Annotated in this window: 15 protein-coding genes; 11 read left to right on the plus strand and 4 right to left on the minus strand. The window is 73.6% G+C overall.

What is annotated here, in order from left to right; genetic code table 11:
• The first annotated feature begins 120 nt into the window (after nucleotides 1-120).
• Together O7614_RS25675 and O7614_RS25680 are read left to right on the plus strand one after the other, a co-directional pair.
• Nucleotides 121-1,116, plus strand: coding sequence for a PfkB family carbohydrate kinase (locus tag O7614_RS25675; protein WP_278140996.1), 996 nt, complete (start codon nucleotides 121-123; stop codon nucleotides 1,114-1,116).
• Nucleotides 1,113-1,940 carry a 5'/3'-nucleotidase SurE gene (locus tag O7614_RS25680; protein WP_278140997.1) on the plus strand — a complete coding sequence of 276 codons (828 nt, stop codon included), beginning with the start codon at nucleotides 1,113-1,115 and terminating at the stop codon, nucleotides 1,938-1,940. The genes O7614_RS25675 and O7614_RS25680 overlap by 4 nt, the downstream gene beginning before the upstream one ends.
• Nucleotides 1,941-1,956: 16 nt before the next feature.
• Here O7614_RS25680 and O7614_RS25685 read toward each other — a convergent pair whose 3' ends face one another.
• Both O7614_RS25685 and O7614_RS25690 read right to left on the minus strand, forming a co-directional pair.
• Nucleotides 1,957-2,319, minus strand: a complete 363-nt coding sequence (locus O7614_RS25685; protein WP_030330302.1) for an STAS domain-containing protein — start codon at nucleotides 2,317-2,319, stop codon at nucleotides 1,957-1,959.
• Between the two features lie 385 nt (nucleotides 2,320-2,704).
• Nucleotides 2,705-2,893 carry a hypothetical protein gene (locus O7614_RS25690; RefSeq protein WP_278140998.1) on the minus strand — a complete coding sequence of 63 codons (189 nt, stop codon included), beginning with the start codon at nucleotides 2,891-2,893 and terminating at the stop codon, nucleotides 2,705-2,707.
• An 86-nt stretch (nucleotides 2,894-2,979) separates the two neighbouring features.
• Between O7614_RS25690 and O7614_RS25695 the strand changes: the two genes are divergently transcribed.
• The 4 genes from O7614_RS25695 (at nucleotide 2,980) to O7614_RS25710 (ending at nucleotide 5,724) form a co-directional block, all read left to right on the plus strand.
• Entirely contained in the window at nucleotides 2,980-3,378 is a 399-nt protein-coding gene (locus O7614_RS25695) for a hypothetical protein (RefSeq protein ID WP_278140999.1), read from the plus strand.
• A 480-nt stretch (nucleotides 3,379-3,858) separates the two neighbouring features.
• Nucleotides 3,859-4,545 carry a BON domain-containing protein gene (locus tag O7614_RS25700; RefSeq protein ID WP_278141000.1) on the plus strand — a complete coding sequence of 229 codons (687 nt, stop codon included), beginning with the start codon at nucleotides 3,859-3,861 and terminating at the stop codon, nucleotides 4,543-4,545.
• Nucleotides 4,546-4,681: 136 nt separating this feature from the next.
• Complete coding sequence (locus tag O7614_RS25705) at nucleotides 4,682-5,179, plus strand: redoxin domain-containing protein (RefSeq protein WP_278141001.1); 498 nt, start codon at nucleotides 4,682-4,684, stop codon at nucleotides 5,177-5,179.
• Nucleotides 5,176-5,724 (plus strand): DsbA family protein, encoded by a 549-nt coding sequence (locus O7614_RS25710; protein WP_278141002.1) that lies wholly within the window; start codon nucleotides 5,176-5,178, stop codon nucleotides 5,722-5,724. The genes O7614_RS25705 and O7614_RS25710 overlap by 4 nt, the downstream gene beginning before the upstream one ends.
• A gap of 12 nt (nucleotides 5,725-5,736) precedes the next feature.
• Here the strand turns inward: O7614_RS25710 and O7614_RS25715 are convergent, their stop codons facing one another.
• On the minus strand, nucleotides 5,737-8,595 hold the full coding sequence (locus O7614_RS25715) for a LuxR C-terminal-related transcriptional regulator (protein WP_347404375.1): 2,859 nt from the start codon (nucleotides 8,593-8,595) through the stop codon (nucleotides 5,737-5,739).
• 169 nt (nucleotides 8,596-8,764) lie between these two features.
• Here O7614_RS25715 and O7614_RS25720 point away from each other — a divergent pair, with 169 nt between their 5' ends.
• The 5 genes from O7614_RS25720 (at nucleotide 8,765) to serS (ending at nucleotide 14,116) form a co-directional block, all read left to right on the plus strand.
• Entirely contained in the window at nucleotides 8,765-9,250 is a 486-nt protein-coding gene (locus tag O7614_RS25720) for a hypothetical protein (RefSeq protein ID WP_278141003.1), read from the plus strand.
• Nucleotides 9,247-10,395 (plus strand): alcohol dehydrogenase catalytic domain-containing protein, encoded by a 1,149-nt coding sequence (locus O7614_RS25725; protein ID WP_278141004.1) that lies wholly within the window; start codon nucleotides 9,247-9,249, stop codon nucleotides 10,393-10,395. The genes O7614_RS25720 and O7614_RS25725 overlap by 4 nt, the downstream gene beginning before the upstream one ends.
• 50 nt (nucleotides 10,396-10,445) lie before the next feature.
• Nucleotides 10,446-11,627: a saccharopine dehydrogenase NADP-binding domain-containing protein gene (locus O7614_RS25730; protein ID WP_278141005.1), complete on the plus strand. Its 1,182-nt coding sequence runs from the start codon at nucleotides 10,446-10,448 to the stop codon at nucleotides 11,625-11,627.
• A 25-nt stretch (nucleotides 11,628-11,652) separates the two neighbouring features.
• Nucleotides 11,653-12,735 (plus strand): MerR family transcriptional regulator, encoded by a 1,083-nt coding sequence (locus tag O7614_RS25735; protein WP_278141006.1) that lies wholly within the window; start codon nucleotides 11,653-11,655, stop codon nucleotides 12,733-12,735.
• Between the two features lie 94 nt (nucleotides 12,736-12,829).
• Nucleotides 12,830-14,116 carry a serine--tRNA ligase gene (gene serS / locus O7614_RS25740; protein ID WP_278141007.1) on the plus strand — a complete coding sequence of 429 codons (1,287 nt, stop codon included), beginning with the start codon at nucleotides 12,830-12,832 and terminating at the stop codon, nucleotides 14,114-14,116.
• A 90-nt stretch (nucleotides 14,117-14,206) separates the two neighbouring features.
• On the opposite strand, the gene O7614_RS25745 is transcribed toward serS, so the two are convergent.
• The gene (locus O7614_RS25745; protein WP_278141008.1) at nucleotides 14,207-17,353 is read right to left on the minus strand and encodes a discoidin domain-containing protein; all 3,147 of its coding nucleotides are present in this window, start codon (nucleotides 17,351-17,353) and stop codon (nucleotides 14,207-14,209) included.
• Between the last annotated feature and the right edge of the window lie 78 nt (nucleotides 17,354-17,431).

The raw sequence follows: 17,431 nt of genomic DNA on the forward strand, positions 1-17,431 counted from the left end.
CCGATGTCTGGCTGGCAACGCCTCCGGGGGCGGACCCGGCGCGATCGGACACCACGTCACCGGCTGTCGCATTAGGGTCGTTCAAGAAGAAAACCCCCAACCGCGTCGGAGGCGGACACCATGGACGGCGACGATCCGGCGGGCGGCCACGTGATGGTCTTCGCGCCCACTCCACAGCTGACGGTGACTGTGGACCAGCCCAACGAACACCCCGAGCTGCACCTGCACCCCGGCGGGCAGGGCGTCTGGCAGGCCCGGATGGTGATCTCCCTCGGTGTCGACGTGGTGCTCTGCGCCGCCCTCGGCGGTGAGATCGGCCAGGTGTTGGAGCCGCTCCTGGTCAGCGAGGGCGTCGACCTGAAGGTGGTGGTCCGTGACTCCGGCAGCGGCGGGTACGTGCACGACCGCCGGGGCGGATCCCGGCAGGAGATCGCCGACGTACCCGGGCAGCCGTTGAGCCGACACGAACTCGACGAGCTGTACAACCTCGCCCTCGGGGAGGGCCTGCGGGCGGCGGTGAGCATCCTCAGCGGACCGAACGCGCCGTGGCTCGTCCCCGCCGACCTGTACCGGCGTTTCGCTGCGGACCTCGGCGCGAACGGCGGTCGGGTGGTGGTCGACCTCTCCGGCGATCATCTCTCCGCGGTGCTGGAGAGCGGCGTGTTCTTCCTCAAGGTGAGCCACGAGGAGTTGATCCGCGACGGCCGCGCCCGCACCGACGACAGCGTGGAACTGACCCGGGCCATGTACGAGCTGCACGCGGCCGGTGCCGAGACGGTGGTGGTGAGCCGGGCCGACCAGCCGGCGCTCGCGCTCATCGACGGGGAACTGTTCGAGGTCGAGATGCCCCGCCTGGAGGCCGCCGACCCGCGTGGCGCGGGCGACTCGATGACCGCCGGGGTCGCCGCCATCGTGGCCAGCGGCGGGGACATCCGGACCGCCATCCGGACCGGCGCTGCGGCCGGCGCGCTGAACGTGACCCGGCACGGCCTGGGTACCGGGCGGCTGGACTCGATCAACGGCCTGGTGGATCGGGTCCGACTGGTGCCGGCGGACAGCCGGCAACAGGAGCGGACCACCCCCGACGAGTTGGCCGACCGGGTGGTCGACCGATGACCCTGCGGGTGCTCATCACCAACGACGACGGCATCGCTGCGCCGGGCATCCAGGCACTCGCCTGGGCGGCCGTGCAGCGCGGCCTGGACGTGGTGGTCGCCGCGCCGCTGGAGGAGGCGAGCGGCACCAGCGCCGCGATGAGCGCCATGGAACGGGATGGACGGGTCGTCGTGAACGACCACCCGCTACCGGACCTCGCGGGAGTGCCGGCGTACGGAGTCGGCGGCTCCCCCGGCTTCATCACGCTGATCGCCCTGCACGGCGCGTTCGGCCCACCGCCGTCGGTGGTGCTTTCCGGCATCAACCGTGGCGCCAACGCCGGCCGAGCGGTGCTGCACTCGGGAACGGTGGGGGCCGCGTTCACCGCGGCCACGAACGGGTGCCGCGCGATGGCGGTCTCCCTCGACGTGCTCTCCGCGGGTGAGGCGACCGCGGCGAGCGGCGGCGCTGCCGTGGATGCCGCCGCCCGGGTACGGGACGCCGAACGGCACTGGAGCACCGCCGCGCGGGTCGCGCTGGATCTGCTCCCCCGGTTGACCTCCGCGCCGATCGAGAGCGTGCTGAACGTGAACGCACCGGACCTGCCGCACGAGCGGCTGCGCGGCGTGCGTCGGGGCGCGCTGGCCAGCTTCGGTCAGGTGCAGATGACGGTGGCCGAATCCGGCCACGGCTTCGTGCGTACCTCGCTGGAGGAGCCGGGGCAGGCCGCGCAGCCCGGCACGGACGTGGCGTTGCTGGCCGCCGGGTACGCCTCGGTGACGGCCATCCGGGCGGTCAGCGAGGCGACCGACGTCGACCTGACCGGGCTGGACGAACAACCGTGACGGGTGGCCGGTGCGCTCAGGCGCCGGGCAGCACCTCGGGGGTGGCGGCACCGGCGAAGTAGGGCTCCGGGGCACCGAACAGGCCGAGCAGGCCGGTCACCCAGAGCTGCCGGTGCACGAACCGGCTCGGTTCGGTGACCACCAGCTTGACGTCGCTGACCTCAGCCGTCTGGAAGCCGGCGACCATGGCGCTGATGCCGACGGAGTCGATGAAGGTGACCAGCCTCATGTTGAGCTCGATGCGCAGGGGTCGGCCCTTGGCCAGCACCTCCGCGATCGCTTCGCGCACCTCGTACGCTGTGTCTACGTCGATCTCACCCCGCGGGGCGATCTCCACGACACCACCGGACAAAACCGACTTCACGATCGACAGGCTCACGCGAGCACCTCCACCCGCCCGTCCCCCGGGCGCCTCATCAGTACGCGGGCCGCGACCGAGAGTATTCCTCCAACGGCCTCGGTCGCCACCCCTCGGGATGAGCAATTCGCGGATCCGAGCCCACAAAGGGGCCCATATCCGTACTTTTCAGTATCTGATTACTCAACACTTTTCGTTATCTGCGCCTCGCCGATCATGTCGTAGCCGACGCGTCGCCGGACCAGGGTAGCCGTCCGGGCCCGGCACGCCCGACAACCGGCCCACGACGTACACCTATCCCGTGTGCGACCGGCGTGTCGTCCGCGACCGCCCGCCCCGATCGGTGCCCATGGTTGCCGACCCGTCCTAGCATCGGCCGGGACACCCCCCGTGACGGAGAGGACCTTCAATGATCAAGCGACTTGCCGGGCTGGCTGGAGTCGGCGTCCTGCTTGCCCTCGTACTGGCCTGCGGTTTCGGCGGTGGCGACGGGGATGACGACGATGACGACGACGATTTCGCCCGAGGCGTTGCGGCAGTGGCGGTGCGCTGACTTCTCGGCGCGCCGGGTTTGCGCCCGGGCACCCCTGGGCACTGGCGGGGTAGGCGAACCGTGACGCGCTGAACAGACGCCGAAGTCCGAAGTGGCCGGCGGCTTCGGCACCCGAGGAGGTAACCACGATGTTCGGAACCAACCTGCTGGACCGCCGCAGCAAGCCGGAGCGGATCGCGGACCTGGCCTGGGAACACCTGGCCTCCGCTGTCAGCCACGCCGGAGACAGTGTGCGGGACACCGCGCGGTCGGCCCGTCGCAACAGCGGCGACCTCGCCGATGGAGCCGGTGACCTGGTGGGCTCCGCGGCCGAGGAGGCGCGCCGTCGCGCCTCGTTGGCCTTCGACGCACTCGCCGGTCGCCAACCGGCTCTGCCCTGGACACTGCTGATCGGTGCGGCTCTGGTCGGCGCGGCGGTCGGGTGGGCCGTCGGTTCCGCCGCGCGGGCCGCCGGCAGCCGGGACGACTCCCCCGTCGACGACGTGGAGTTCGTCGACGTCGACCGCCCCAACTCCCCGGCGGTCTGACCACCACGCTCCCCCGCACCGCATCCCACGGGCCCCGATCGACCCAGGTCGAACGGGGCCCGTACCGCTGAGGTCGGTACGGGGTGGGGCCGGTCCGCCGGGTGCCGGACCCCTCAGGCGGCCCGGCGGACCGGTGCTCGGGTGGTGGTGATGGTGGTGGTGGTGGGGCACACCCCGGGGGACGGGGTCGACCGATCGGGAACGCCGTGGCCCGGGGGACGGGCACGACGCCGGGGACGGACGGAGCTGCCCTGGCTCCACCACCCGACGCGACGGCTCCCGCGATCGAGGAACGCAATTACCGTAACCGAAACACGCTCGTGATGGAAGCGCTCCCATGGACGGACATCATCGAGCATCCGTGCCGTCACCCATTCCGGGCGAGGACGGTTCACCCGGTGCGGCGGCAGGTTCGACGTCGGCGGGCCTCCGGCTGCGAATCGCCGCCCGGTTCGCCATCGGAGCACGGGAGGAGGACAGATGGCCATCGCGGAGATCAGCCGCACCGACCAGGACATCCAGTCCGCCGTACTCGACGAGCTGACCTGGGAACCGCGGGTGCAGCCGCACGAGATCGGCGTGACCGTCGCCGAGGGCGTCGTCACGCTGACCGGCCGGGTGGACAGCTATGCGAAGAAGTGGGCTGCCGAACGCGCCGCGCACCGGGTCGCCCAGGTCCGGGCCGTCGCCAACGACCTGGCCGTACAACTGGCCACCGGCGCGGAGCGCACCGACCGCGACCTGGCCGCCGCCGCCAGCCACGCACTGGAATGGGATGCGTTCGTGCCCATCGAGAAGCTCCAGGTCACCGTCTCGGCCGGTTGGGTGACGCTGCACGGCGACGTCGAGTGGGAGTACCAGCGCCGCGCCGCCGAACGGGCGGTCGGCCGGCTGACCGGCGTACGCGGGGTGAGCAACGGCATCGCCGTCCAACCGGCCGCCGCGCCGGACGGTCGAAACCTGGCCGAGCGGATCGTCGACGCCCTCGCCCGAGCCGGGGCGACCGAGGCCGAACGGATCAGCGTCCGGGTGCACGGCGACACGGCGGTGCTCGCCGGACTGGTGCACTCGATGCCCGAGCGGGCCGAGGTCGAGCAGGTGGCGTGGTCCGCGCCCGGCATCCGCGAGGTGCAGAACCACATCGCGGTCACCCCGGTGCTGCGTTGAGCGAGCGACTGGCGAGCGCTGAGTAGACGCTGTGCGGGCGGCCAGCGCCGGGTGGGCGCTGCGCGAGCCATCGGCGAGTGGAAACCACCCGGGGTGGGTGAGTCCGCCTCACCCACCCCGGGAGCAGGCTGGAGGCATGAGTGATCCGAACGGGTTGATCCAACCGGGACACGCCGCCCCCGGCTTCACCCTGCCGGCCACCCCGGACGGGGACCTGGTGGGGCCTGAGCAGTTCCGGGGCCGACCGGTCGTGCTCGCCTTCTACCCCGCCGACTGGAGCCCGGTCTGCGGTGACCAGATGTCGCTCTACCAGTCCGCGGCACCCGTCTTCGCGCAGTACCAGGCGGTCGTGCTCGGCCTCTCGGTGGACGGCATCTGGTCGCACCGGGCGTTCGCGCAGAGCCAGGGCATCGAGTTCCCACTGCTGGCCGACTTCGAGCCCAAGGGAGAGGTGGCCCGTGCCTACGGCGCGTACCAGCCGCGGGGTGAGGCCGCCCGCGCGCTCGTGGTCCTCGACCCGGCCGGGACGGTGGCCTGGAGCTACCTCTCGCCGCCCGAGGTGAACCCGGGCGCCGACGGCATCTTCGACGCACTGGACCAACTCGCCGCCGACCGGAAGGTGACGACCGGATGACCACGCCACTGCAGGTCACCGCCCGACTCCGGGATCCGGTGACCGCCGAGGACCACGTCCGAGGGCCGGCCGACGCCGCGGTCACCGTCGTCGAGTACGGCGACTTCCAGTGCCAGTTCTGCGGTGCGGCGTACCCGAATCTGCACGAGTTGTTGCGGCAGCGGGCCGACACCGTACGGCTGGTCTACCGGTACTTCCCGATCGCCAACGTGCACCCGTACGCCGAACGCGCCGCCGAGACGGCCGAGGCCGCCGGGGTGCGGGGGCGGTTCTGGGAGATGCACGACTGGCTCTACGAGCACCAGGACCAGCTCGACCCGGTGCACCTCTCGCTCGGTGTCGAGCAGGTCGGGTTGCCCCCGGAGGAGTTGAACGCCGAGGTGGAGGCCCGTGCGCACGCGGACCGCGTACGCCGGGACTTCGTGGGCGGCATCCGCAGCGGAGTGAACGGCACACCCACCCTGTTCGTCAACGGCGTCCGGCACGACGGCGGCTACGACCTGCCCGACCTGCTGACGGCCGTGGACGCCGCCGGCAACGCCTGACCGCCGACCCGCTCAGATCAGCCGCAACTCGCGCGCCCGCCGGACCGCTTCACGTCGGCGGGTCGCGTCGAGTTTTCGGTAGATGTTGCGGACGTGGGTCTTCACCGTGTTGACCGAGAGCGACAGTTCACTGGCGATCTCCACGTTGGACAGGATGCTCTGCAGGTAGCGCAGGATGGTGAGCTCCCGCTCGGTGAGCGGCTCGTCGAGCATGCCCCTGGGCGCGGCGGCCGGCCGGGCAGTTGTCGTGCTGGCCCCTCGGACCAGGTCGCTGACCAGCGCGAAGTGCGCGGTGCCCGCGTCCAGGTGGGCGGCCAGCAGGTCCCGCACGGGTGGCGCGGCGCGGGTGAAGACCCGCCGGCAGCCCTGCGGGCCGGCCAGGTCCAGCACCTGTTCCAGGACCCGGCCGGCCCGACGCCCGTCCCCGGCCTGCTCGGCCAGCACGGCGTCCAGCAGTCCCGCGTCCAGGCGTACCGGCAGCGGCCAGGCCGTGGCCGTCGGCGACTGCCAGCCCGGTAGGGCCCGACCAGCAGCGGCGGTGTCGCCGGCGAGCAGTTCCACCTTCGCCACCGTCACCGCGAGCACCGGGTCGGTGCCGTCCGCGGCGGCACCGGTCAGCAGGTCGCGGGCGGCGTCCAGGTCGCCCCGCTCGGCGCGCAGTTCGGCCTCGGCGGCGCGCAGGAGGCTGGTCAGCTCCGTGGCGGAGGGCCGGTCGACCAGTGCCGCACCGGCCCGGACGAGCAGCCGCTGGCCGGCTGCCGGGTCGCCGGCGTCGCGGTGCAACTGCGCCCGGCACAGGGCGGCCACCGCCGCCGCCACGGGCTCGCCGGGGGCAGCGGCGAGCCAGTCGTCGCCGGTACCCGTCTCGGCGCTGCCGACCCGCCCGTCGGCGACGCCGAGCGCCGGGCCGGCGAGAGCGAGGTTCGCGGTAGCCTCTTCGGGCTGGTCCCGCAGCAGCGCCACCAGGGCCAACGCCAGGTACGCGTAGGCACAGTCGAGCCGACAGGACCAGCCCCGGCAGGGCGGCATGCCCAGTGCGTCCCGGGCCGCCTGCTCTGCTGCTCGCAGCTCACCGCGAACTGCCAGCAGCAGTGCGGCGCGGCTGGCGCCGACCAACTCGGTACGCGGCCGGCCGGCCTCCCGAGCCGCCGCCCGGGCCCGGACGAAGCGGGCGGTCGGCAACGCACCGTCGGCCAGCTCGACCAGCCCCAGGGCGGTGCCGGTGAACGCCCTCAGGTCCGCGTCGTCGGCCGCGCCGCCCCCACCGGTGGTGGGCGCGGAGTTGGCCGGCGCGCTCGGCGCGGAGTCCGGCACCCGGGTCGGTGTGGCGCCCGCCGGGCGGGTTCGCAGCAGTCGGGCGGCGGCGGCCCTCACCTCCGCCGGGTCGTCGGCGAGCCGGGCCACGCTCACCTCCAGCGCGGTGACCAACCGCAGGAACCGGTCGCGACGCGGCACGGGAAGGCCCGCGGCGTGTCCGGCCGCCGCGCGTAGGTGGCCGGTGGCGGCCGCCAGATCGCCGGCGTACGCGCGCTCGGCGGCACAGGCCAACGCCACCTCCGGATCGGCGCGGACCACCTCCGCCGGTGGTGACCCGGGGGCCGGGGCGGGCACCGGATCACGGTCGTAGCGGGTCAGCTCCGGCCAGTGCGCGACGAACAGGTCACCGGCCAGGTCCCACCGGCCGGCGGCCAACGCGTGCCGCAGACCGTCGGACGGCCGGCCGTCGCCCACGTACCAGTCGGCGGCCCGAGCGTGCAGCTCGCGCAGCTCGTCGGCGGGCAACCGCGCCAGGTCGGCGCGGAGCAGGTCGGCGAGCAGGGGCTCGCACCGGTACCAGGGCGGGCGGGTGTCCTCCCGGTGCAGCAGACCACCGGCCCCGGCGAGATCGGTGAGCGCCTGCCCGGCGTCGGCGCGGCCGGTCAGCGCCTCGGCCAGGTCGGCGCAGACGGTGTCGACCAGGGCGGTACGCCGCAGCAGGTCCTGCTCGGCCGGGTCGAGCGTCGAGAGCACCTCCTCGTGCAGGTAGCCGGCGATCTCCGGTTGGTCGCCGCCGAACTGTCCCACCCAGCGCTCCGGGTCGGGTTGACCGCGTACCGCCAGGGCCGCGATGCGCAGCGCGGCCGGCCACCCTCCGGTCCGATCCCGCAGACGGTGCACGGCGGCCGCCGGTAGCGCCGCACCGTGCGCGGTGAGCAGGTCGGCCACCTCGTCGTCGGTGAACGCCAACTCGTCCGGGCCGATCTCGGTCAGCTCGCCGGCGAGGCGAAGCCGGTGCAGCGGAAGGTGCAAGCCGGCCCGCGCGCCGATCACCAGCCGCAGCCGCTGCTCGGCGTGGCGCAGCAGGAACTCCAACCCGCTCAACGCGGCCGGGTCGGTGACCCGGTGCAGGTCGTCCAGGATCAGCAGCACCGGCCGGTCCGCGGCAGCGAGCGAAGCGGCCAGCGCCTCCAGGTGCTCCGGGCGCGGCGACCGGTCGGGCACCGGCCCGCTCTCCGTCGAGCCGGTCGCCGAACGCAGCGCCGCCGCGAGGTACGCCCAGAGCCGGTCGCCGTCGTCGCCGACCTCCACGGACACCCACGCCGGGACGGGGCCCGCCTCGGGGGTCAGCTGACCGGAGTCGGGCACGACCGCGCCCGGTTCGACGTCGGCCGGAGCGCCACCCAGCCGCACCCAGGAGGCGAGCAGGGTGGTCTTGCCCCAACCGGCGGGAGCAGCGATCCGGGTGACCGGTCCCGCGCTGCCCTCGTCCAACCGGCGCAGCAGGCGGGGCCGGGCCACCACCGGTGCCGGCGGCACGGCCGGTGTCAGCCGGGACGCGAGCAGCGGCGGCCCCGCCGCCGGCTCGACCCGCACGCGTTCCTGTTCCGGCACCCGGCCCCACCCCCACCGCACGTTCCGCCCCCGGTCGGCGGGCGGTTACCCGGCGCAGGGCGGTTCACCCCTTCCGGGCGAGCACGCTTCACCCGACCGGGACCGACGATCGGGGGACGTGGCAGCCGCCCTGGTGGTGGCGGCCGCGGTGTGCGGACGGGGAGGACGGATGGGACCGATGGGACGGCTGGCGCGGGCGGGACCCGCCCTGGGCAGCGGTGCGCTGGCCGGGGCGGCGCGGCTGCTGCGCGTACCCCGGTGGCTGGGTTGGCCCGGCGCGGACGGCGATGCCGCCGCGCGCCGCCCGACCGACGCGGACGGCGACCCTGTCGCGCCGGCTCGGTGGGAGGTGGTGACGGTCGACCGGCCGCCGGAGCAGGTGCTTGCGGACGGTCGCTGGCCCGAACCCCTACGCCGGTTGGACGGGGCGATCGAGGTGCGGGTGCGGCCGGCGCCCGGCGACCGGGGGACGGAGTTGGCCGCTCGGCCGGTGGCCGGCGGCCCGCCGCCCGCCGGGCTGGCCGCGCACCTGGTCGGCGACGACCCGGGGCTGCTGGTGCGCCGGACGTTGCGCCAGGTCAAGCAGCGCGTGGAGGCCGGCGAGGTGCTGCGTGCGGACCGGTCCCCGCTGGACCGCCCCGAGGTGCGCGGGTGAGGGCGCTGTGCTGGGTCGCCGCCGACGAGGTGGCGGTACGCGAGGTGCCCGACCCGGAGCTGCGCAACGAACGGGACGTTATCGTCCGGGTTCGGCGCAGCGCCACCTGCGGCGGGGACCTGCCGATGCTGGCCGGTCGGGACCCGCTACTGCGGGCCGGTGACGTGCTCGGGGCCGAGTTCCTGGGCGAGGTGGTCGAGGTCGGGCCCGGGGTCCGCCGGCACCGCACCGGCGACCGGGTGGTCGTGGCAGCGATCGTCGCCTGCGGCGGCTGCTGGTACTGCCGTCAGGGCCTGCACTCCTGCTGCGACAACGGCAGCGCCGACCCGCCGAGCGCGGACCCCGACTGGGAGCGTTCCGACGCCGGTTGCTTCGGCCGGCCCCGAGCGGCGGGCGGGTTCGCCGGTGGTCACGCCGAGTACGTGCGGGTGCCGTACGCCGACGTGGGCGCGTTCGGAGTGCCGGACGAGGTCGACGACGACCGGGCGGTGTTCGCCGCCGACGCCGCGCCGAGCGGGTGGCTGGCGGCGGAGTTGGGGACGGTGCGTCCGGGCGACGTGGTGGCGATCTGGGGCGCCGGGGCGGTGGGCCAGTTGACCGCCCGGGCGGCGGTGCTGCGCGGTGCCGCCCGGGTGCTGGTGGTGGACCGCCACGAGGAGCGGTTGCGGATGGCCGAGCGGCACTGCGCTGCGGAGCCGCTGAACTACCGCCGCACCGACGTCGCGGCGGAGCTGCGCGACCGCAGCGGCGGACGTGGTCCGGACGTGTGTGTGGTGGCGGTCGGTACGCCGCCCGCCCGATCGGTGGTCGACCGGTTCGGTGGCCACACCGCCGACCGACCGGACGCGCTGCGGGAGGCCGTACACGCCTGCCGCAAGGGCGGCGCCGTGGTGGTGCTCGGCGCGACCGCCGGCTTCGTCGACGCGTTTCCGCTGGGCACGGTGACCGACCGCCGACTCACGCTGCGCGGTGCGCGTCGGCCGGACCTGCGCGACGTGCCGATGCTGCTGGACCGGATGGCCCGCGACGAGCTGCGTACCGAGCATCTAGCCACCCACCGGTTGCCGTTGGAGCAGGCCCCCCACGGGTACGCGTTGTTCCGGGACCGGGCCGACGGTTGTGTACGCGCCGTGTTCACGCCCTGACGGCCGCTTCGTGATCTGCCATCGGGGGCCACGAATGGCAGACTCCGGGGATGGCTGGGGAGCGGACGTACGACGTGGTGCTGTTCGGGGCGACCGGGTTCACCGGCGGTCTGACCGCTGAATACCTGGCCCGGCACGCGCCGGCCGGGCTGCGCTGGGCGCTGGCCGGGCGCAACCCGCAGCGTCTCGCCGCCGTCCGGGACCGGCTCGCCGCGATCGACCCGACGCTGGCCGGGCTGCCGCTACTCACCGCCGACGTGACCGACGCGGCGTCGCTGCGTGCGGTGGCGGAGAGCACCCGGGTGGTGGCCAGCACGGTCGGCCCGTACATCCACCACGGGGAACCGCTGGTCGCAGCCTGCGCCCGGGCCGGCACCGACTACCTGGACATCACCGGCGAACCGGAGTTCGTCGACCTGATGTACGTGCGTCACCACGCCGAGGCGACAGGCACCGGCGCGCGGCTGGTGCACGCCTGCGGCTTCGACTCGGTCCCGCACGACCTGGGAGCCTGGTTCACGGTCAAGCAGCTGCCCGCCGACGTGCCGATCACCGTGGACGGGTACGTGCGCGCCGGTGGTCGGTTCTCCGCCGGCACGTACCACTCGGCGCTCACCGCGTTCTCCCGTACCGCCCAGGCCAGCCAGGCCGCCCGGGACCGCCGGGCGGTCGAGCCGCGCCCCACCGACCGCCGGGTCCGGGCGGTGCCCGGCCGGCTGGCCCGCTCCGCCGAACTGGGCATCTGGACCGTCCCGCTGCCGACCATCGACCCGCAGGTGGTCCGCCGTTCGGCTGCGGCCCGCCCGGAGTACGGCCCGGACTTCCGCTACCGGCACTTCGCGGCGGTGAAGCGGCTGCCCACCGTGCTGGCCGGCGCGGCCGGGCTCGGCGCGCTGATCGGGCTGGTGAAACTGCCACCCAGTCGACGCTGGTTGCTCGGTCGACTCGCCTCCGGGCAGGGGCCCAGCGCCCAGCAGCGGGCGGCGTCCTGGTTCCGGGTGCGGTTCGTCGGCACCGGCGGCGGACAGCGGGTGGTCACCGAGGTGGCCGGCGGCGACCCGGGCTACGACGAGACGGCGAAGATGCTCGCCGAGTCGGCGCTGTGCCTGGCGCTCGACGACCTGCCGCCGACCGCCGGGCAGCTCACCCCCGTCGCCGCGATGGGCGACGCGCTGCTCGACCGGCTCGTCCGGGCCGGGCTCACCTTCCGGGTGCTGGACCGCTCGGCTTGACCCTCGACCGGGTCGAGGGGGCAGGATGCCCAGCGTGAGCGACCTGCACAGCATCGGTGAGCTGGCCCGGGCCAGTGGTCTGACCGTCAGCGCCCTGCGCTTCTACGACTCGGCAAGGGTGCTGGAGCCGACCCTGGTCGACCCGGTCACCGGCTACCGCTGGTACACCGACGAGCAGATCGCGCCGGCCCGACTGGTGGCCGGGCTGCGCCGGATCGGCATGCCGGTTCCGGAGATCGCCGCCGCGGTACGCGCCGAGCCGGCCGTGGTGCACCAACTGCTCGACGCGCACCTGCGCCGGCTCGCCGACGGGCTCAGCGACGCGCGTCGCGAGGTCGACCGGCTGCGGGCCCTGGTGGACCCGACCCCGCCGACCGCCACCACGCTCCTGGTCTCCCCCGCTGCCCTGGCCGCCGCGCTCGACGCGGTGCGCTTCGCCGTCGGCGTCGACCCGGAGCTGCCGATGCTCGCCGGCGTGCTGTTCGACGTGGAGCCCGACGGCGTCCGGCTCGTCGCCACCGACCGGTACCGGCTCGCGCTGGCCCGTGCCCGGGCCGACGTCGACGGACCGCCGGTACGGGTGTTCGTGCCGGTGGCCCTCGTCGACCAGCTCCGGCCACTGCTCGACAGCGCCGACGCCTGGCCCGTCCGGCTGACCGTGGCGGGCCCGGACCTGCGGGTGCGGGCGGCCGACCGCACGGTCACCGGCACCGCCCTGCCGTACGACTTCCCGGACTACCACCGGTTGCTGCGGCAGTCCGTCGGCGAGCGGCCGACCGCGCGACGGATCCCGGTGGACGTGGCCACGCTGCGCGCCGCGCTGGCCGACCCGGCGGCCCCCACGGTCGCCCTCGACCACGACGGCACGACCCGGAAGGTCACCGTGCTCGGCGTCGGCGACCACGGCGAGCTTCGACTGCTCGCCGCCGTCGACCCGGGGACCGACGCGCTGCGGATCGGGGTGGACGGTGGCTACCTGCTGGACGCGTTGGACGCGGGCGGCGCGCCGCAACTGGTGCTGGAGCTGGACGGGCCGATCGCCCCGCTGGCCGTACGCCGTCCGGACGACGCGGACACCTACTCCGTGCTGATGCCGATCCGGCTCTGAACGGGGTCCGTCACTCCCCGTCCCGGGTCGAAAGGGGCACGACCGGTAGCATCGGGAGGTCTAACTGACCCCGGACGGAGGCGTACGGAGCAGCATGCTCGACATGGAGTTGATCCGGAAGGATCGCGAGGCGGTGGCGACCGCGCTGGCGAAGCGTCTGGATCCCGCCGAGGTCACCCGTGCCCTGGACGAGATCCAGCGGCTCGACCAGGAACGACGCGCCCTCATCACGGAGATCGACGCCGATCGGCAGCGCCGCAAGGCGGAGGCGCGGGCGTACGCGGAGGCGAAGCGCGCCGGGCGCGAGCCGGACGTCGCCGCGCCCGAGGCCGGTCGCCGGCAGCTCTCCGAGTTGGAGTCGGAGCTGGACGAGGTGCAGGGGCGGCTGCGCACCGCGATGAGCGAGCTGCCCAACCTGCCCGCCGACGACGTCCTTCCCGGCGGCAAGGAGGCCAACCGGGTCGTCAAGACCTTCGGTGAGCCGCCGGTGATCGAGAAGGTCCGCGACCACGTGGAGCTGAGCCGGGCGCTGGGCCTGGTCGACCACGAGCGCGGCGTGAAGCTCGGCGGCTCCGGCTTCTGGATGTACACCGGGATGGGTGCCCGGCTGGAGTGGGCGCTGCTCAACTTCCTCATCGACGAGAACGTCAAGGCCGGCTACGAGTTCCTGCTGCCGCCACACCTGCTGCTCGACACGGCTGGCTTCGCCGCCGGGCAGTTCCCGAAGTTCTACGACGACGTCTACCACCTGGACCGGGAGTCCGCCCCGCGTGGGCAGTTCCTGCTGCCGACGTCGGAGACGGCGATCCTCGGCGCGTACCAGGACGAGATCCTGGAGACGCCGAAGCTGCCGCTGAAGCGTTTCGCGTACACGCCGTGCTACCGCCGGGAGGCGGCCGGCTCACACTCGGACGAGCGCGGCACCGTACGCGGCCACCAGTTCAACAAGGTGGAGATCTTCCAGTTCACCCTTCCGGAGCAGGCCGACGCCGCACTGGAGGAGATGCTCGCTCACGCCGAGAGCCTGGTCGAAGGGCTGGGCCTGCACTACCAGCGCACCCTGCTCTCGGCCGGCGACGCCAGCGCCTCGATGAAGAAGACCCTCGACATCGAGGTGTGGATGCCGAGCACCGGGAAGTACAAGGAGGTGTCGTCGGTCTCCTGGGCCGGCGACTACCAGGCGCGTCGGGCGGCCATCCGCTACCGCGAGCCGGGCGGCAAGCAGACCCGTTTCGTGCACACCCTCAACGGCTCGGCGCTGGCGACGAGCCGGCTCTTCCCGGCCATCCTTGAGCAGTTCCAGCAGGCCGACGGCAGCGTGCTGGTCCCGAAGGTCCTCCAGGACCGCCTGGGCACCGACCGTCTGACCCCGCTGCGCTGAATCAGTCGGCGGCGGGGCTGGTGCGTCCGCACCAGCCCCGCCGCCCTCGATTCGAGCCTCGGGTGTCAGACCGTTGTCGATCCCGCCGGGTCAGGCACCGAACACCTCCGCGTGGGTCAGCCGGGCGTCACCGGGCCGCCAGTCGGTGACCGCGATCGCCACGTACCGCCCGGAGGCCCTGGTCGAGATGGTGGTCTCGGGTCGCGGCTTCGGCACCGAGGCGACCGCCACGTAGTCCAGTCCGTCGGCAGAGGTGGCCACGGTGATCGGCCGCCGCCGACCGGGGGTCCAGGTCAGGCGGACCGAGGCCAGATCGTGGAGCGATCCGAGGTCGATCACCAGTCGGCCGGTCGGGCCGGGTTGCCAGGCGGTACCCGGGTCGCCGTCGACGGCGGCCGACGGGTCGGTCATGCCAGCCGGGAGTGGTGACGTCGGGTAGGTCGTCCGAGACCGGGCCAGGTCGCTGGTCGGCGTCACCGTCCCACCCGGGAACGCGACGTCCCGGCTGCGTCCGGCGGGCACCGTCACCCGCCGTCGGGCGCCGCCGGCCGCGGACTCCAGCTGCACCACCACGATGTGCGCGGCGGGTGCGGTGATCCGGACGCGGTGCGAGTCGGTGACGTCGAACCGGGTACCGGCGGGAATCGCCTTCGCGGGCCGTGCCGCGGTCGCGGTGAACCGGGGCGGCTCGACGCGTGCGGAGGCGGCGGCGAGGTCGACCTGGTAGTCGGTGGTCCCGGGTCCGGTGACCTGGCTTCCGTGGTACAGCCGCAGCGCGTCGTGCTGCGGAAGCGTGACGGCCGCCGTCGTGATGTCGTCGCCGGAGAGGTTGAACAGGCTCAGGTATCCGTCCGCGTCACTCACCCGCAACGCCTCCGGACCGCCGCTGGGCAGGGTTCGGGACGCCGCGGCGGCCAGGGCCGACCTGTTCGCGCCCGCGTACCCCTCGATGATCAGCCGGGTGCTGCCGGTGGCCGGTCCGCTGGACAGGGTGACGGTGGTGGCGGTCACGGTGATCGGATTCTGGCCGTTGTGGACCACCAGGCCCGCTCGTCCGTCGACGTCCAGCCAGGAGCCGGCGATGGTCGGGCTGTCCGGCACAACCGCCGCGTCGCTCCAGGTGGTGCCGTCCAGAGAGGTCTGGATGGCGTACCGGGTGCCGTACGCGGCCTCCCAGTCCAGGCGTACGCCGCTGACGTCGGTGGCCTCGCCGAGGTCGACGGCGAGCCAACTGTCCGGTCGGCCGCGTTCCTCCCGGGCGACCGCCCAGCGGGTTCCGGGGTTGCCGTCGGTCGCGCGCGGTGCCGGATAGGCGGGGTCGGCGGACGAGGCCGTGGTGGGCCGGCCGGTGGCGAGGTCGACCCCGTTGGCGTCGAGCACGGCGAACGCGAACAGCGAGTAGCCGTACTGGTTGGCGGGAGATCGGCCGAGCATCCGCACGTACCTGGCTGGACGAGACGCGAAGCTGATCTGGTCGGTTCCGCCGTCGCCGACGCCCTGTTGTCCAGCCAGGGTGACGGACCCCTGTTCGCCGGTGAAGGTACGGGTGCCGGTGAGCCCGGGTACGCCGGGCATGTCCAGGTTGAACAGGGTGAGCGCGCCCTCGTCGGCACCGATGCCGGTGGTGGCGTACACGACCGTACCGGTGGGCAGCGTGACGTATCCGGCGGTGCCGTCGGCGACGCGCAGGACGGTGGCCGTGGCGTCGACACCGTCCCGGGCCGCGGTGTACTCGGCGGAGGCTCGGCCGAGGACCGGTGCGGACTGCCGCGGCAGCAGCGACGCGGCCCGCGTGTCGAACAACCAGTTGTCGTGGGCGGGGGCCCACTGGAACGACACGAACCCGGTCTTGCTGACCGCCGCGGCGAACGCGGCCGGGGTCTGCTGGGCGGTCAGGCCGGCCTGCTCCCCGAAGTCCCGGGTGCCCGCCGCGGCGGTGAAGAAGGTCTTGCTGTCAACCGGCTTGACCACGCCGCCGTTGGCTGCCCGCCAGGCGTGGAAGAGGTAGCTGATCGCGACCTCGGCCCGCGCCTCGGGCTCGTACTTCGGTTCGCCGCTGAACTTGGTGAGCCGGTACTCGGGCGGGTAGTTCAGGTATGGCATGAGCCGGTCGGCCAGGTCCGCCTCGGCCCGGGCCGCGTGCCGGTCGCCCCGGACCTGCGCGAGGAAGGCGAGCGGCAGGACGTCGCGGCCGTAGAGGTGGTAGCGGTCCGCGACCATCGGCATGAACGGCTCTCCGGCGTCGCTGGCCATCAGTCGCATGGTCCGCCACAGTTGGTCGCCGTTGGGCTGCCGGGTGAGGGCCTCGGGGAGCGGCTGGCCGGCCGTCAGGAAGTGCGCGGCGGTACGGCCCGCCGTACGCCAGAGTTCTTCCTGGTAGTGCGGCCCGAAGGAGCCGTGGTTCTCGACCATGAAGGTGTCGTAGATGTTGTGGGCGGTGTTCCACTCGGCGACCGGCCGCCCCTCGACGATGGCGGGGTTGGCGCGGTCGGCCGGAGGTAGCCCGGTCGCGTTGATCGTCCACGTCAGAAACCGCTCGCGCCACGCCGCTGCTGCGGGGTCGTCCGTCGCCCAGGCCAGGCCGGGCGCGATCGCCTGGGCGTAGACGCCCATCTCTTCGAGCTTGGTGTCACCGACCCAGCCACCGGTGAGGCCGTTCGGCGTCCAACTGCCACTCAGCGGGTCGTTACCGGTGCCGAGGGAATGGGCGTACGCGGCCTGGCCGCGGGCGATGCGGTCGACGTTGTCGCGGGTCACCTCGTCCAGTTCGGCCCAGAGTAGCCGGGCGGCCAGGATGAAGTACAGCTCGAAGGTGCTGTCCCAGAAGAGCTTCTGCCCCCACTCGGTGCCGCCGGCGAGTCGGTTGGTAGCGGCGTACCGCCGGATGGTGGCGAGGGTGCGGCCGTGCAGGGTGTCCCGGTCGACGCCTGCCGCCGCCGGGTCGTACCCGGGCGAGGTGAGCAGGACCGCGTTGCCGAGGACGACCGCGAACCTGAAGTCCGCGAGGCGGTACGCGTTGATCGCCGGATCCCATTGCTCCTCCGACCATCGAGTGTGGGCGAGCAGGAGCGCGTGGTAGGTGTTGGCGACCGGGTCAGTGGCTGCGGCCGGTGACGTGGTGGCGGCTGGCGCGGCCTGGGCGGTGGCGGCGGGTCGGGCGATGGCGAGTCCAGCGCCGACGGCGCCGCCAAGGATGAGGAGCCGACGCCTGCTCAATTCGAATTCGGATATGTCCATGGTGGTCCTTCGGTGTGACAACGTTGTCAGACAGACTCCGACGATCGTTTCCGGATGTCAAGACCAACGCGGTCGCCT

The sequence above is a fragment of the Micromonospora sp. WMMD961 genome (genome assembly GCF_029626145.1).
Lineage (GTDB): Bacteria > Actinomycetota > Actinomycetes > Mycobacteriales > Micromonosporaceae > Micromonospora.

Bases quoted from the DNA above. Each gene is read 5' to 3' on its own strand.
- O7614_RS25735 (WP_278141006.1), top strand. From the start codon at position 11,653: ATGCCCAGCGTGAGCGACCTGCACAGCATCGGTGAGCTGGCCCGGGCC.
- O7614_RS25730 (WP_278141005.1), top strand. From the start codon at position 10,446: ATGGCTGGGGAGCGGACGTACGACGTGGTGCTGTTCGGGGCGACCGGG.
- serS (WP_278141007.1), top strand. From the start codon at position 12,830: ATGCTCGACATGGAGTTGATCCGGAAGGATCGCGAGGCGGTGGCGACC.
- O7614_RS25695 (WP_278140999.1), top strand. From the start codon at position 2,980: ATGTTCGGAACCAACCTGCTGGACCGCCGCAGCAAGCCGGAGCGGATC.
- O7614_RS25710 (WP_278141002.1), top strand. From the start codon at position 5,176: ATGACCACGCCACTGCAGGTCACCGCCCGACTCCGGGATCCGGTGACC.
- O7614_RS25720 (WP_278141003.1), top strand. From the start codon at position 8,765: ATGGGACCGATGGGACGGCTGGCGCGGGCGGGACCCGCCCTGGGCAGC.
- O7614_RS25700 (WP_278141000.1), top strand. From the start codon at position 3,859: ATGGCCATCGCGGAGATCAGCCGCACCGACCAGGACATCCAGTCCGCC.
- O7614_RS25745 (WP_278141008.1), bottom strand. From the start codon at position 17,353: ATGGACATATCCGAATTCGAATTGAGCAGGCGTCGGCTCCTCATCCTT.
- O7614_RS25675 (WP_278140996.1), top strand. From the start codon at position 121: ATGGACGGCGACGATCCGGCGGGCGGCCACGTGATGGTCTTCGCGCCC.
- O7614_RS25705 (WP_278141001.1), top strand. From the start codon at position 4,682: ATGAGTGATCCGAACGGGTTGATCCAACCGGGACACGCCGCCCCCGGC.
- O7614_RS25680 (WP_278140997.1), top strand. From the start codon at position 1,113: ATGACCCTGCGGGTGCTCATCACCAACGACGACGGCATCGCTGCGCCG.